Source organism: Variovorax sp. SPNA7, from assembly GCF_033807855.1.
In the GTDB taxonomy this organism is placed as follows: domain Bacteria; phylum Pseudomonadota; class Gammaproteobacteria; order Burkholderiales; family Burkholderiaceae_C; genus Variovorax; species Variovorax beijingensis.
Genome location: NZ_CP138513.1, coordinates 5,093,884 through 5,107,845, shown reverse-complemented (window position 1 = coordinate 5,107,845; position 13,962 = coordinate 5,093,884). Strand labels below are relative to the sequence as shown.

Annotated in this window: 15 protein-coding genes and 1 tRNA gene; 7 read left to right on the top strand and 9 right to left on the bottom strand. The window is 69.0% G+C overall.

The window, feature by feature from the left end:
• Nucleotides 1–213: 213 nt before the first annotated feature.
• Nucleotides 214–456 carry a helix-turn-helix domain-containing protein gene (locus RZE77_RS23895; protein WP_319439561.1) on the bottom strand — a complete coding sequence of 81 codons (243 nt, stop codon included), beginning with the start codon at nucleotides 454–456 and terminating at the stop codon, nucleotides 214–216.
• A 137-nt stretch (nucleotides 457–593) separates the two neighbouring features.
• Here RZE77_RS23895 and RZE77_RS23890 point away from each other — a divergent pair, with 137 nt between their 5' ends.
• Together RZE77_RS23890 and RZE77_RS23885 are read left to right on the top strand one after the other, a co-directional pair.
• Nucleotides 594–1,361 (top strand): zinc metalloprotease, encoded by a 768-nt coding sequence (locus tag RZE77_RS23890; RefSeq protein ID WP_319439560.1) that lies wholly within the window; start codon nucleotides 594–596, stop codon nucleotides 1,359–1,361.
• A 13-nt stretch (nucleotides 1,362–1,374) separates the two neighbouring features.
• Nucleotides 1,375–1,794 carry a hypothetical protein gene (locus RZE77_RS23885; RefSeq protein ID WP_319439559.1) on the top strand — a complete coding sequence of 140 codons (420 nt, stop codon included), beginning with the start codon at nucleotides 1,375–1,377 and terminating at the stop codon, nucleotides 1,792–1,794.
• Nucleotides 1,795–1,992: 198 nt separating this feature from the next.
• Here the strand turns inward: RZE77_RS23885 and RZE77_RS23880 are convergent.
• A tRNA-Met gene (locus RZE77_RS23880) sits at nucleotides 1,993–2,069 on the bottom strand.
• Nucleotides 2,070–2,217: 148 nt separating this feature from the next.
• On the opposite strand from RZE77_RS23880, the gene RZE77_RS23875 reads away from it, so the two are divergent.
• Nucleotides 2,218–2,892: a sigma-70 family RNA polymerase sigma factor gene (locus RZE77_RS23875; protein ID WP_319439558.1), complete on the top strand. Its 675-nt coding sequence runs from the start codon at nucleotides 2,218–2,220 to the stop codon at nucleotides 2,890–2,892.
• The gene (locus RZE77_RS23870; protein ID WP_319439557.1) at nucleotides 2,889–4,163 is read left to right on the top strand and encodes a hypothetical protein; all 1,275 of its coding nucleotides are present in this window, start codon (nucleotides 2,889–2,891) and stop codon (nucleotides 4,161–4,163) included. Before RZE77_RS23875 ends, RZE77_RS23870 begins: the two co-directional genes overlap by 4 nt.
• 50 nt (nucleotides 4,164–4,213) lie before the next feature.
• On the opposite strand, the gene RZE77_RS23865 is transcribed toward RZE77_RS23870, so the two are convergent.
• A complete protein-coding gene (locus RZE77_RS23865) occupies nucleotides 4,214–4,993 on the bottom strand; it encodes an enoyl-CoA hydratase (RefSeq protein WP_018906228.1) in 780 nt (259 codons plus the stop codon).
• A 134-nt stretch (nucleotides 4,994–5,127) separates the two neighbouring features.
• On the opposite strand from RZE77_RS23865, the gene RZE77_RS23860 reads away from it, so the two are divergent.
• Nucleotides 5,128–5,730 (top strand): DUF2325 domain-containing protein, encoded by a 603-nt coding sequence (locus tag RZE77_RS23860; protein WP_319439556.1) that lies wholly within the window; start codon nucleotides 5,128–5,130, stop codon nucleotides 5,728–5,730.
• Between the two features lie 7 nt (nucleotides 5,731–5,737).
• Here the strand turns inward: RZE77_RS23860 and RZE77_RS23855 are convergent, their stop codons facing one another.
• Genes RZE77_RS23855 through RZE77_RS23845 form a run of 3 tightly spaced genes read right to left on the bottom strand, consistent with a single transcriptional unit; the run spans nucleotide 5,738 to nucleotide 9,470 of the window.
• Nucleotides 5,738–7,591 carry a M61 family metallopeptidase gene (locus RZE77_RS23855; protein ID WP_319439555.1) on the bottom strand — a complete coding sequence of 618 codons (1,854 nt, stop codon included), beginning with the start codon at nucleotides 7,589–7,591 and terminating at the stop codon, nucleotides 5,738–5,740.
• Nucleotides 7,591–8,313: a DsbC family protein gene (locus tag RZE77_RS23850; RefSeq protein WP_319439554.1), complete on the bottom strand. Its 723-nt coding sequence runs from the start codon at nucleotides 8,311–8,313 to the stop codon at nucleotides 7,591–7,593. The genes RZE77_RS23855 and RZE77_RS23850 overlap by 1 nt, the downstream gene beginning before the upstream one ends.
• A gap of 20 nt (nucleotides 8,314–8,333) precedes the next feature.
• The gene (locus RZE77_RS23845; RefSeq protein WP_319439553.1) at nucleotides 8,334–9,470 is read right to left on the bottom strand and encodes an FAD-dependent monooxygenase; all 1,137 of its coding nucleotides are present in this window, start codon (nucleotides 9,468–9,470) and stop codon (nucleotides 8,334–8,336) included.
• 97 nt (nucleotides 9,471–9,567) lie between these two features.
• Here RZE77_RS23845 and RZE77_RS23840 point away from each other — a divergent pair, with 97 nt between their 5' ends.
• Together RZE77_RS23840 and RZE77_RS23835 are read left to right on the top strand one after the other, a co-directional pair.
• Complete coding sequence (locus tag RZE77_RS23840; protein WP_319439552.1) at nucleotides 9,568–10,449, top strand: MOSC domain-containing protein; 882 nt, start codon at nucleotides 9,568–9,570, stop codon at nucleotides 10,447–10,449.
• Complete coding sequence (locus RZE77_RS23835; protein ID WP_319439551.1) at nucleotides 10,446–11,459, top strand: glycerophosphodiester phosphodiesterase family protein; 1,014 nt, start codon at nucleotides 10,446–10,448, stop codon at nucleotides 11,457–11,459. The genes RZE77_RS23840 and RZE77_RS23835 overlap by 4 nt, the downstream gene beginning before the upstream one ends.
• 13 nt (nucleotides 11,460–11,472) lie before the next feature.
• Here the strand turns inward: RZE77_RS23835 and rbsD are convergent, their stop codons facing one another.
• Genes rbsD through RZE77_RS23820 form a run of 3 tightly spaced genes read right to left on the bottom strand, consistent with a single transcriptional unit; the run spans nucleotide 11,473 to nucleotide 13,939 of the window.
• On the bottom strand, nucleotides 11,473–11,865 hold the full coding sequence (rbsD, locus tag RZE77_RS23830) for a D-ribose pyranase (RefSeq protein WP_319439550.1): 393 nt from the start codon (nucleotides 11,863–11,865) through the stop codon (nucleotides 11,473–11,475).
• The gene (gene rbsK / locus RZE77_RS23825) at nucleotides 11,862–12,833 is read right to left on the bottom strand and encodes a ribokinase (RefSeq protein ID WP_319439549.1); all 972 of its coding nucleotides are present in this window, start codon (nucleotides 12,831–12,833) and stop codon (nucleotides 11,862–11,864) included. Before rbsK ends, rbsD begins: the two co-directional genes overlap by 4 nt.
• A complete protein-coding gene (locus RZE77_RS23820) occupies nucleotides 12,830–13,939 on the bottom strand; it encodes a LacI family DNA-binding transcriptional regulator (protein ID WP_319439548.1) in 1,110 nt (369 codons plus the stop codon). The genes rbsK and RZE77_RS23820 overlap by 4 nt, the downstream gene beginning before the upstream one ends.
• Nucleotides 13,940–13,962: the final 23 nt, after the last annotated feature.

Below are 13,962 nucleotides of genomic sequence, written 5' to 3'. Positions count from 1 at the left end.
CTCGGATCGGACGTTGCATTCGATCTCGCGCACGGGCTGGTGGACTCTTGGCGTTCGCACCACGAGTCTGTCACATCTGATCCGTGAGGCGAATGTCCGCACCTGGCGGCATCTGTCTGGCCGGGATGCCAAGCTGCCATTCATTGCTGACCCAGCAAACCCGTAGGCCGCCACCACGCGCGGCATGGTTGACCGCATGTCAGCCGTGGACTGCTATGCCCCCGCCTTTATCAGATCCACGATAGTGCTCTCCGGTCGGAGTTTGCAGGCGCGGCACCAGTCCAGATAGAACAGGACGTCCATGTATCGCTCGCCCCGTTCGACCTTCGAAACATAGGACTGGTCGACCTTCAGCCGCGCGCCCAGTTCGGCCTGCGTTAGCCCTGCGGTAAGCCGTATCGCACGCAGGTGCTTGCGCAGGACTTCGTATCGGCGATGGTGGATGGACAGCAGCATTCATCGATGCTCATTGCCGCCCTGAAAAAGGCCATTTTGACCTTTTGTGATTATGATTCTCTCGAGCCAAAAATGTCACTTTGGCCTTTTTATCGATAGAAATCAGGGATCAAAAAATGAAAAGCAGGATGGTTTTCTTGAGCACCGCTCTCGTGTTGGCGGCTTGCGGCGGCGGAAGTGGAGGCGGCGGCGTGCCGATGGGTCCTGTCGCAGGGCTTCCTTCCACCCCGGCGCAAACGACGACGCCCACGGCACCGGCAACACCTGGGACACAGGCTCCAGCCGAGCCCGTGGCGCCAGTTGCTTCCGCCAGCCCGACCGATGCCGAAATCCTCAGCCTCGTCGATTCCACCAATCTCTCCAGCTCCGGCGACCCGTGGAACGGCCGGTACGCAGGCGTGGTGAAGCGCTGGAACCTGCCTATCCCGGTCAAGACCAATGGCGAAGCCCGCGCGGTGCCTGCGATGGACGAGATCGAAGCCAAGCTCGGGTTCGCCGTCTTCGACCACACCAGCATTGCCGCCGCCGCCGAGGCGACGATCACCCGCGGCATCGTGTTCCGCCAGGGCACGGCCTACCTGCCGGCCGGCGCCAATCCGCAGGGCTTCTGCGCGAACGTCAGCGATGCGCCCTTTGGCGGCGGCTGGTCCGCTTCCTTGCTCAGCCCGGGCGAACTTACCGGGCGGATGTACATGAACCTGGACAACGCGCAGTGCGTGGCAGACGGCGCCATCGTCATCCACGAGATCGGGCATGCCTTGGGCCTTGCAACCCACTTCAAGGGCTTTGGCGATGACAACGGCGCTATCGGGCCGGAGTTCTGGCCCGTGCTGGCGACGCTCTATGCGAACCCCATCGGTACGCCCAAGGCGTCCGTCCTCATCAAGCAGATCGACAAGAACTGAAGGAGGGGACGCAATGAAACTGATCGAAGGCAGGCTCAAGCGGCTGGGCGAGTCGACCGTGAACATGAAGAACGAGGTGGTCAAGTATTCGCTCATCCAGATCGGCGACAAGACGCTGACAAACGTGATGATCGACCGCAAGCTCAACAACTTCTTGCAGGACGGCGTCGAGACGGAGAAGGCCACACGGCTTTGGTTTCTCAACGGCGGCAAGATCGTGATGGGTGTGCAAGTCGGCGACGACACGCGGTACTACGGCACGATCAACCCGTTCTTCTACTTCGCGATGCTGTTCAACATCGTGTTCACCGGCATCGTGTTCACGTATCAGCCACTCGGCGCCTTGGCGTGGGCCGTGCTCATCTACGCGATCGGCGGACGCAGGTGGCTGGACTACCGCAGGGTGGCGGCTGCCGGCGGCATGAAGGTGTGAGGGGCACGGCCATGAAGCCAATTTCCATCTGGATGAATCCGGCTGGGTGCTGGTGAGCCTGGGCGGCGTATAGGCCGCAGGGCTTTGCTGCGCCGCCGGGCCCTTGCCCACGGCGTGCGAAGGTCCAAACAAAAAAGCCCTAAGTAGTTGATTTACTTAGGGCTTTTTGACTTAAGCGGACAACCGCAAAAGTAGTGTTGGTGGCTCTTCACGGACTCGAACCGCGGACCTGTGGATTATGATTCCATCGCTCTAACCGACTGAGCTAAAGAGCCGTTCAGCACAGTTTTGTGCCGAGCCCAAGATTATAGCGCAGGCTGCGGGTCCGGAATCAAGCCCGCCAAGCCGCACACGGTGTCTTTTTTGCGATGGCCAACCCCGAAGCCGGCCGCCGCCCGTACAACCCCGGGTGAAAATCCGCCGATGTCAGCGCTGCCCCGCGCCCCTTCCGCCAAAGCCGCCACCGAGCGCGACGCCATGCCCGACGACCAGTTGATGCTGGCCTACGCGCGCGGCGACGGCGCGGCGTTCGACGTGCTCTATGCGCGCCACGAGGGCGGGCTGTTCCGCTTCGTCAAGCGGCTGCTGGGTGCCCGGCTGGCCGCGCAGGCGGACGAGGTGTTCCAGGACACCTGGGTGCGCATCATCTCGGCGCGCGACAGTTTTTCGCCGCAGGGCGCCGCCTGGCGCACCTGGGCCTTCACGATTGCGCACAACCTGGCGATGGACCGGCTGCGCGTGAGCGGGCGCGAGGTGGCGCTCGATGCCGCCCATCCGGACGATGGCGACGACGCTGCTGCCTTTCCCACGCTCGACCGCGGCGTGCGCGGCGCGATGGAGGCCGCGGCGCATCCTTCGGCCGAAGAACTCGCGTTCTGGCGTGCCGCCGGGCGGCGCCTGCTGGCCTGCCTCGACGAATTGCCGGCCGAGCAGCGCGCCGCGTTCCTGCTGCACCATGAAGACGGGTTGACCGTCGAAGCGCTCGCGGCCAGCCTGCAGATCGGCTTCGAGACCGTGCGCAGCCGCCTGCGCTATGGGCTGCAGAAACTGCGCGGCTGCATGGAACGCTACCTGTCGGTGCTGGAGCAGCGCGCATGAACACCGGCGGCGGCAACGGCACCCCTGGCTTCGACGATGGCGGCGAGGATGCGGCGCTGCGCGATCCCGCACTGCGCCGCGCGCTCGACCACGCGCCCGACAGCGACGCACTGCCCGATCCGCGCACCCGCGACGCGATCCGGAAGATGGCGCACAACCTCGCACCGGTTCCCGCGGCGGCGCCGGCGGCCGAAGACAAGAGTGCCGTGCCGTGGTGGCGCCGGCTGTTCGGCGGCGGCGAGGGATCGCATGCCCGCATGCCGTGGAACGCGGCCTTTGCGACCGTGCTGCTGGCCACCTTCGTGACCGTGCTCTGGCATCGCGAACCGGTGCCCGATGCGCGGTTGGATGGAGAGGCGGGAGTTGCCTCGGCGCCTGCGACTGCTCAGGAGGCGGCGCCGTCTGCGGCTGGAGTTCCGGCACCGGCTGCGGCACCGGCGCCCGCGCCGGCTACCGCATCGGCCCCGCCACCGGCGCCAGCGCAGGCACCAGCGCAGGTACAGCCGCAGCCGCAGGCCGAAGCGGCGCGAGACGCGGTGAGCGAAGAGTCCATGCGAAGCAGGGATATCGCGGTGCGCCGATCGGTGCCGCCGCCCTCCGGCAAGCAGGCTGCTGCACCGGCGCCCGAGCCCCAGATCAGCCAGGCCGCGCCAGAGCCGCCGCCCCTGCCAGCGCCGCTTCCCGCACCTGCGCCACCAGCAGCAGTTCCACCGGCACCAGCATCACCAGCAGCAGCCATCGCGCCGCCGCCACCTCCTGCGCCCATGGCTCCCGCAGCGCCGCCCGCCGCCCGCGAGGCCATCGGCGGCGGCGTTTCCGCGTCTTCTCCAGCCCTGTCGGCGCCGCAGCGCAGTCCCAGTGCCGAGGCCGCCTCCGACATGTTGCGCTCGGCCCCCGCGCCGCGCACGGCCGTGATGGCAGGCAAGGCCGCGGCAGGTCCGGCTGAAGGTGCGTTCTCGGCGCTCGACCAATGGACTTCGCTGAACGCAACACGCGCCGGGCAGAGCGTGCGCCACGCGCGCGGCGACACCGAAGGGCTGGCCGCGCTGATCAACACGCTGGCCCGTTCGGCCACCGCGCCGGGCGCCGAACTGGCCGCGCCGATCGAGGCGCGGCTGGAGCTCTACCGCGGCGCCACCCTGCTCGCGGTGCTCGAGATCGCGGGCGACCAGGTGCGCTGGACACCGCAGGGCACGGCGGCCGACGCGTCGATCGGCATGCCGCCGGCACAGGCGCTGACCGAGTTGAAGGCGCTGCTCGCGCGCCAGTAGCGCAACAAGCAGCAGTGGCAGCGGCGCAGTACGCGAGCGACCGCTATCGTTCAGGCGTTCTTGAAATCGGGCTGGCGCTTGGCGAGGAAGGCATCCATGCCTTCCTTCTGGTCGGCCGTGGCAAACAGCGCATGGAACAGCCGGCGCTCGAACATCACGCCGTCGGAGAGGCCGCTCTCGAACGCGCGGTTGACCGACTCCTTGGCCGCCATCACCGCGATCTGCGAGTAGCCCGCGATGATCAGCGCGGCACCAAGCGCTTCGTCGGCCAACTGCGCATAAGGCACCACGCGGCTCACGAGCCCCGCGCGCTCGGCTTCGGCGGCGTCCATCATGCGGGCGGTGAGTGCCATGTCCATGGCCTTGCTCTTGCCCACCGCGCGCGGCAGGCGCTGCGTGCCGCCGGCGCCGGGGATCACGCCGATCTTGATCTCGGGCTGGCCGAACTTGGCGTTGTCGGCCGCAATGATGAAGTCGCACATCATCGCGAGCTCGCAGCCGCCGCCCAGCGCGAAGCCACTCACCGCCGCGATCACGGGCTTGCGGATCGAGCGGATGGTTTCCCAGTTGCGCGTGATGTAGTCGCCCTTGTAGGTGTCGATGAAGCTGTACTTGGCCATCGCGGCGATGTCGGCGCCGGCCGCAAAGGCGCGTTCGCTGCCGGTCACGATGATGCAGCCGATGGCGTCGTCGGCATCGAAGGCCTTGAGCGCGGTGCCCAGCTCGGTCATGAGCGCATCGTTGAGCGCGTTGAGCGCCTTGGGCCGGTTGAGGGTGATGATGCCGACCTTGCCTGCTTCGGTCCGCACTTCGATGTTTTCGTAGCTCATGGTGTCTCCGGGAGAGGGAAAAAACGCGCTTCACTATACCCAGCATCCGTCGCAGGCGCGCTGGCGGCGGCCACTTCGTCTTCAGGTCTAATTGAGAATCAATCTCATCTAGAATGCCCGCCATGGAGTTCCCGATGCAAGAACATGCCGTGCTGCTGCGGGCCTATGCCCGGGTCCAGGAACGCTGCTCGCGAGTGGTGGCCGAGCAGGCCGCGCGCATCGAGCAGCTCGAGGCGCAGGTCGTGCGGCTGCGCGGCGCGCTGGTGGCGCGCGATTCCGCCGTTGCGATCGTGCGCGAAGAACTCGCGGCGCGCGCCGCCGCGGGCAGTGCGCTGCCCAAGCGCCTCGATGCGCTGCTGGCACCGGCGGCAAGCCGGCGCCGCGCCATGCCGCGGCCCCTGGGCGCTGCACCGGCCGACCTGCGCGAAAAGGCAGTGCTGTGCGTCGGCCGCGAGGAAGAGGCGCCGTCGCTCGCGCGCCAGCTGGTGGAGATTGCCGGCGGCCGCTACCTGCACCACGACGGCGGCGACGATGCCGACGAGCTGGCGCTCGAAGCCGGCCTGCGCGCCGCCGACCTCGTCATCTGCCAGACCGGCTGCGTGAGCCATGGTGCCTACTGGCGCGTGCAGGACCATTGCCGGCGAACCGGCAAGCCCTGCGTGCTGGTGGGCGAGCCGCAGCCGATCCAGTTCGTGCGGCAGCCGCCGGCCACCGCTGCCACGGAAAGCGAACGCTAGCGGGTTCTCAGCGCCGCGCGCCCGGCGCGAGCCAGGCCGCGATCTTTGCCGCATCGTGCGAGAACAGGCGCCAGGTGGTGGCGCCTTCCGGCAGCACCAGCGGCAGCCTCAGCAGCTTGCGGTCGCGCGCCACCAGCGCGGTGCAGCGGGTGGCGTCGCCAAGGTACAGCGCCAGGTCGTCGAGCTTGGCGATGCGCCAGGCCTGCGCGGGGCGCTGCTGGCCCTTGCGGCCGACCGCGGGCAGCTCGACGCCGATCCATTCGTCGTGGGCCGAGAAGCCGGCCTTTTCGGCCGCGCCGCCGCGCAGCACCACCTTGACCTGGACGCTGCCATTGGCCTCGGCCACGCGCAGGCCCAGCGCCTGCGCCTGCTGCGACGGGTCTTCGAGCGCGGCCACGCCATGCGCGCGCAGCAGCTCGGCCAGGGGCAGCTCGTCGGTCGAGTGGATCCATTGCGCGATTTCCGCCGCATAGGAGCGGCCGCCCACGGCCTGGAGCGCCGCGGCCACATCGGCCTCGCTGATCGGGCCGCCGCCCTGGGTCCACAGGTGGCGCATCACGTCGTCGAGCGTGCCCTTGCCCTCGCGGCGCAAGCTGAGGTCGAAGCACAGCGCCACCAGCGCACCCTTGGTGTAGTAGCTGACGGTGCCGTTGGGCGTTTGCTCGTCCTGCCGGTAGTACTTGACCCAGGCGTCGAAGCTCGCCTCGGCCACCGACTGCACGAGCCGGCCCGGCGTCTGCAGCACCTGGTTCACGGTCTTGTTGAGCAGGCGCAGGTAGCCGGCGTCATCGATGCGGCCGGCGCGGCGCAGCAGCAGGTCGTCGTAGTAGCTGGTGAAGCCCTCGAAGAACCACAGCATCTGCGTGTAGTTCTCGCGGCCGTAGTCGTAGTGCGCGAACTCGGCCGGGCGCATGCGCTTGACGTTCCAGGTGTGGAAGTACTCGTGGCTGATGAGGCCCATCAGCGTGGTGTAGCCCTCGGGCTGCTTCTTCGCGCCGCGCTGCGGCAGGTCGCGCCGGTTGCAGATCAGCGCGGTGGAATGCCGGTGCTCGAGCCCGCCGTAGCCGTCGTCCACCGCGTTGAGCATGAACACGTAGCGGTCGATCGGCAGCTTGGGGCCGCCACGCTTGCCGGCCTTGTCGCCGTGCCAGAAGCGGATCTCGGCTTCGCAGATGGCCTGCGTGTCGGCAATCAGGCGTTCGCCGTCGAACGAGGCGGCGGCACCCGCGATGACGAAGCGGTGCGGTACGCCGCAGGCCTCGAATTCGGCGCTCCAGAAGGGGCCCATCTCGACCGGGCTGTCGGCCAGTTCGTCGTAGCCGGCCGCCAGGTAGCGGCCGAAGCCGTGCTTGTCGATCTTCGAGGGAACGAGCGCGGTGGCGCACGACCAGCGCGCATCGTCGCCGGGCGGCAAGGCGGGCGCACTGATGTCCAGCGCATGCGGCGCATCGGTCTGGCCCTCGACGCGCAGGCACAGGCTGGTGCCGTTGAAGAAGCCGCGGCCGGCGTCGAGCCACGCGGTGCGCACCGAGTTGTCGTAGGCGCAGACCTGGTAATGCAGCACCAGCGGCTGGCCCGGCACGCAGTCGACCTGCCAGCTGCACTTGTCGAGCTGCGTCAGCGCGGGCTTGCGGCGTCCTTGCGTGGCGCGCAGGCCCTGCAGGTTCTTGGCGAACTCGCGCACCAGGTAGCTGCCCGGAATCCACACCGGCAGCGCCACGCGCTGCTGCGCGGCGGGGGCCTCGATGGTCAGGGTGACGGCGAAGAGATGCGCATGCAGGTCCGCGCACTCGATGCGGTAGTGCACCGCGGCGGCCGGCGCAGCCGCTCGCGCGCGCCGGGAAACGGTCGGCGCGGCCATCAGTTGATGGAGGCGGCGAGTTGCTTCTCGACCTGGTCCGCGGGAATGGCGCCCGGCGCGCGGGTGCCGTCGCTGAAGATCAGCGTGGGCGTGCCGGTGATGTTGTACTTGCGGCCGAACTCGACGTTGCGCTGCAGGGCGGTCACGTCGCAGCTGGATGCCGCGCTGGCGGGCTTGACATTGGCTTCCATCCAGTCGCCCCAGGCCTTGCCCTTGTCCTTGCTGCACCAGATGTCGCGCGACTTGACGGCCGAATCGGGACCGAGCACGGGGTAGAGGAACAGGTAGACGGTGACGTTGTCGACCGCCTTCATGTCTTTCTCGAAGCGCTTGCAGTAGCCGCAGTTCGGGTCTTCGAACACCGCGAGCTTGCGCTTGCCGCTGCCGCGCACGATCTTGATGGCGTCTTTCACGGGCAGCTTGTCGAACGAGACCTGGCTGAGCTTCTCGATGCGCTCCTCGGTCAGGTTCTTGCGCGCATTCACGTCGATCAGGTTGCCCTGCAGCAGGTAGTTGCCCTGCTCGTCGGTGTAGTAGATCTGGAAGCCGTTCACGCGCACTTCGTAGAGGCCCGGCAGCGGCGACTTGGTGACTTCGTCGATGGTCGGGAACTGCGGAATGCGCGCCGGAAGGTTCTTGCGGATCTCGGCCTCACCGGCCAGGGCCGTGGCGGCCGCGGCCAGCGTGCAGGCGGCGAGAAGAAGGTTGCGTGCGAGTTTCATTGGAAGTCCGGTCGATGGATTCATGCCTTCAAGCCCATCGCCTGGTTGGCGATCCAGTGCTTGAGGAGGCGCGTGCGGTCGAAGCCGCGCATGCCCCAGTTGCGCAGCGCGGGCAGGGGCCCCACGCTGTGCGAGAACAGCTGCTGCAGGCCGTCGGTGGCCAGGCTCATCTGCAGCACGTCGGCGCGGCGCGCGCGTTCGTAGCGGCGCAGCAGGCGCGGGTCGCCCACGCTGCGCCAATATTCGCGCTGCCGGATCACGTCGGCCAGCATGGCCGCATCGGCCAGGCCGAGGTTGAGGCCCTGGCCCGCAAGCGGATGCACCGTGTGGGCCGCGTCGCCGGCCAGTGCCCACGACTGCGCGGCCGCACCCTTCGCCTGCGGCATGGTGCCGGTCCAGCGATCGGCAATGGCGCGCGCGAGCGGCCAGGCGGCGCGCTCGCTCGTGAGCCGGAGCGGGCCGAGCGCGCCATGGCTGGCCTCGCTCACCGCGGCATTGAATTCCTCGTCGCCTTGCGCCAGCAGGGCGGGCGCGCGGAGCTGGTCGACTGACCACACCAGCGCCAGCGAACGGCCCTGCACGCCGCCCATCGGCAGCAGCGCCAGCACCTCGCCCGTGTCGTTGAACCACTGGCGCGCCACGCCGTCGTGCGGTTGCGTGGCTTCGAGCCGCGCCGCAATCGCATGCTGCGGATAGCGCGTGACCGCGTAGCTCACGCCGAGGGCCTCGCGCGTGGCGCTGGCCTTGCCTTCGCACACCACGGTGAGCGGCGCGGGTACGGGCTCGGACACGACCTCGACCTGGGGCTGGAAGCGCACCGCATCGGCCAGCTGCTGCTCGAGCGCCGGCACATCGACGATCCAGGCCAGCGCATCGACCTTCTGCCGCACGGCGCTGAACTGCACGCGCCCGCCTTCGTCGCCGTGCACGAGCATCTCGCGCACCGGCGTGGCATGCGCCGCGTCGGGCCAGGCGCGCAGCGATTCGAGCAGGGTGCGGGAGGCGGTGTTGAGCGCATAGGCCCGGATGTCCTGCTTGCCTGCCGCGGCGGGCGGAACCACCAGCGCGACGCGCACGCGCTCGCGTGCGAGCAGCAGGGCCAGCGTGCGGCCCACGATGCCGGCGCCGCGAATGCAAACTTCAGGAGGGAGGGCCATCCGGCCATTGTAAGAACAAGCCCAATCCCGGGCTGCGCCCCGGCGGGCCGATGCGGGACAATCGCTGCCCAATTCCAAGGAATCCAAGGAACCCCACGTGCCACAGCCCGCCTTCGACATTGAAGCCACCATTGCGCGCCTGTTCGTCTACCCCGTCAAATCGTGCGCGGGGGTCGAGCTTCCCGAGGCGCTGCTGACCGAGACCGGCCTGGAATTCGACCGCGCCTGGATGGTGGTCGATGCAGAGGGCGAGTTCGTGACCCAGCGGCAATTGCCGCGCATGGCGCTGATCCGCCCGCAGATGAAGCACATGGAAGTGGTGCTGCGCGCGCCGGGCATGCTGGCCCTGCACCTGGCGTTCGACCGGGTCGAGAAGCCGGTGCGCGTGCGCGTCTGGAAGGACGAGGTGGCGGCCTACGACATGGGCGACATCGCCGCCCAGTGGTTCAGCGACTTTCTCTCCGAGCCGGGCAAGCCGCAGGCGCTGCGGCTGGTGCGCTTCGACCCCGAGCACAAGCGCCTGTCGAGCCTGCAGTGGACCGATGGCGTCGAGGCGACGAACCAGTTCGCCGACGGCTTTCCGCTGCTGGTGGCCAGCGAGGGCTCGCTGGCCGAGCTCAACGAGCGGCTGGCCGCTGCGGGCCACGATGCAGTGGGCATCGAGCGCTTCCGGCCGAACATCGTGCTGGCCGGCATCGAGTCGCAGGACGAGGACCGGGTCGACGCGCTGCACGTCGCCACCGGCGAAGGCGAGGCCGAGTTCAAGCCCGTCAAGCCCTGCACCCGCTGCCCGATTCCCGACATCGACCCGGCCACCGCCACGAGCAGCCCCGAGGTCGGCGACATGCTGCGCACCTACCGCGCCGATCCGCGCGTCGACGGGCGCATCACCTTCGGCATGAACTGCATCGTGCTGCAGGGCGTGGAGCACATGCTCAAGGTGGGGCAGGCCGTGGGTGCGAACTACCGCTTCGAATGAAAAAAGGCGGCTGGAAGCGCCGCACGCTGCGCGGGCTGGCGTGGTTTTCGGCCATCGCCGCGGTGGCCTCGATGCTGCTCTTTGCCGGCAACCAGTCGCGCTGGATCGAGCCGCCTGCCGTGCAGTCCTTCCTGCTGTCGCACCGCGGCGTGCACCAGACCTTCGACACGCACGGCCTGCGCAACGACACCTGCACCGCCGCGCGCATCCATGCGCCGACGCATGCGCTGATCGAGAACACGCTGGCCTCGATGCGGGCCGCTTTCGACGCGGGCGCGGACATGGTGGAATTCGACGTCCACCCCACGCGCGACGGCGCCTTTGCGGTGTTCCACGACTGGAGGCTCGAATGCCGCACCGACGGACGAGGCGTCGTGCGCGACCACACGCTGGCGCAGCTGCAGGCGCTGGACGTCGGCCACGGCTATACCGCCGACGGCGGCAAGACCTATCCGCTGCGGGGCAAGGGCACCGGGCTGATGCCGAGCCTGGCGCAGGTGCTGGATGCATTCCCGGCACGGCGCTTTCTCATCCACATGAAGAGCCGCGATCCGGAAGAAGGCCGGCTGCTTGCAGGCCATCTCGCCGCGCTCGATGCGGCGCAGCGGGATCGGCTTGTGGTGTACGGCAGCGACGAGCCGGTCGGTGCGCTCGAGCAGGCGCTGCCGGGTATCCGGGTTGCGCCGCGCCGTGCGCTGGTGCAGTGCCTGCTGCGCTACGCGGCGCTCGGCTGGTCTGGCTACATGCCCGAAGCATGCCGAGGCGGCTTGATGCTGGTGCCGGCCAATGTGGCGCCATGGCTCTGGGGCTGGCCGCATCGGCTGCAGCGGCGCCTGGAGGCTGCCGGCACGCAGCTGGTGGTGGTCGGGCCGTATGCCGGCGGCGATTTCAGCAGCGGCATCGACAGTGCCGAGTCGCTCGCAAAGCTGCCGGCCGACTATCGCGGCGGCCTGTGGACCAACCGCATCGAGCGCATCGGTCCGGTCGTGCGCTCGCGCCTGCCGGACTGAACCCGGCGGCGCCTCAGAAGCTCACGCCGGCAATCAGCATGATGTTGGCGTAGGGCGTGCATTCGCCCGTGCGCACGATGGCGCGCGCCTTCGCGCTGCGGCGCTTGAACTCCTCGTGCGAGACGGTCTGCGGCGCCATGCCGAGCGACTGCGGGTACCAGGCGGGCAGGGCCTTGGCGCCGTTCAGCGCCTCGTCGGCCACCACCACGCTCTCGACCTGCATCTCCGACAGCACGGCCTGCAGCACGTCGGCCAGCAGCGGCACGCCGCGCGCCACGGCCAGGTCGATGCGCCGCGGGCCGTCGGGAATCGGCAGGCCGGCATCGCCGATCACCAGCATGTCGCCATGGCCGAGCGCGGCAATCACTTGCGAGAGTTCGGCATGCAGCAGGGCGGTACGTTTCACAGCGCGATCCAGTTGGGAGGCATGGGGCTTTGCAGCACGGCGTCGCGCTGCGGAATGGAAGGCTGGGCGCCGGGCTGCTGGATGCACAGCGCGGCGGCGCGGATGCCCAGGCGCACGGCTTCGTCGAAGGACTGGCCTTCGCCCAGCGCCACGGCCAGCGCGCCCAGGAAGGTGTCGCCTGCGGCCGTGGTGTCGACCGCCTGCACCTGGGGCGCGGGATGGTGGCGCGCGCCATCGGCATCCACGGCCACGGCGCCGCGCGCGCCGAGCGTGACGACCACGCGCGCGATGCCCTTGGCGCGCAATGCCTGGCCGGCCAGTGCTGCTTCCTGCGGGCTGTCGGCGCCCTGGCCGCACAGCGCCTCGGCCTCGATCTCGTTGACGACCAGCGTGTCGATGCGCGGCCACAGCGGCTCGGCGATCGGCTGCACCGGCGACGGGTTGAGCAGCACCTTGCAGCCGGCCTCGTGCGCCACCGAAATGGCACGCGCGACCTGGTCCATCGGTATCTCGAACTGCGTCACCAGGAAGGCCGCGCCCTGCAGCTGCTGCCGCAGCGCCGCCGCGTCGATCTCGGCCTGCGCGTTGGCGCCGGGGATCATCACGATGCGGTTCTGGCCGCCGTCTTCCACCAGGATCAGCGCGGTGCCCGTGGGCTCGCTGCTGCTCGTGCGCAGCGCGGCGGTGTCGATGCCGTCGCGCCCGAGCGCATCGCGCAGCGCCTGGCCGTGCGCGTCGTCGCCGACGCAGCCGATCATGCCGACGCGGCCGCCTTCGCGCGCGCAGCTCACGGCCTGGTTGGCGCCCTTGCCGCCCGGAATGTGGGCGATCGAATGGCCCAGCAGGGTTTCGCCCGCGGCCGGCGCGTGCGGCACGCGCAGCACGATGTCCATGTTCAGGCTGCCGAGCACCACGATGCGCGGCGGCGGGGCGGCGCTGGAAGAAGAGGAAGAAGGCTTCGAACTCACGGGGTGCGGGACTTTCGGCTTGGCGCGGCTGCCGCTTCGGACGCGGAAGAGGATGAAGAAGAAGACGGCGCGGCGGCCTCGCGGAAGCTCGCGTGCCGCGCGGTCGAGGCGCGCACGCGCAGCTCGGGCTGCAGCACCACCTTGCGCGCATCGCGCCGCTTGCCGCCCACGCGCTCCAGCAGCATGTCGACCGCGAGCGCGCCGATGCGCTCCTTGGGCTGCGCCACGGTGGTGAGCGGCGGGCTGGTGTAGGCCGAGAGTTCGATGTCGTCGAAGCCGACGATCGAGAGCTCGTCGGGCACGTGCACGCCGCTTTCATGCGCGGCGCGCAGGGCGCCGATGGCCATCAGGTCGTTGCAGACGAAGACGGCCGAGGGCGCCTCTTCGGTGCGCAGGATGGCGTGCATCGCCTCGTAGCCGCCCTGGCTCGTGAAGCCGCCGCGCCACAGCAGGGCGTCGGCATTCGCGATGTCGGGTGTGGCGCCGCTCTCGGCCAGCGCCATGCGCCAGCCCTCGATGCGCTGTTCGCTCGGCATCACGCCCACCGGCCCGCCGATGCAGGCAATGCGCTTGTGGCCGAGCGACAGCAGGTGCCGCACCGCCAGCAGGCCGCCCTGCATGTGGGCGGTCTCCACCAGGTCGCAGGCCGGGTCGGCAATCTCGCGGTCGACCAGCACCGTGGGAATGCGCAGGCCGTGCAGCTGCGTGACGAGCGAATCGTCGTCGCCGGCACCGGTCGACACCACGATCAGCCCGTCGATGCGGCGCTCCGCCAGCACCTGCAGGTAGACGCTCTGGCGGCGCGGCTCGTCGTCGGTGTTGCACAGCACCAGCGTGTAGCCGGCGCCGAAGCAGCGGTCTTCGACGATGCGCACGATCTCGGCAAAGTAGGGGTTCGAGCTGTTCGGAATCAGCATGCCGAGCGTCGAGGTGGTGTTGCTCTTGAGGCTGCGCGCCATGGCGTTGGGCACGTAGCCCAACTCGCGGATGGCCTCTTCCACGCGCTCGCGCCCCTTGGCGCTCACATGGCGCGTGTCGTTGACCACGTGCGAGACGGTGGTGACCGAAACTCCCGCGCGGAGCGCGACGTCCTTGATGGTGGCCATGGTTGCTTCCCCTTTTTATGCAG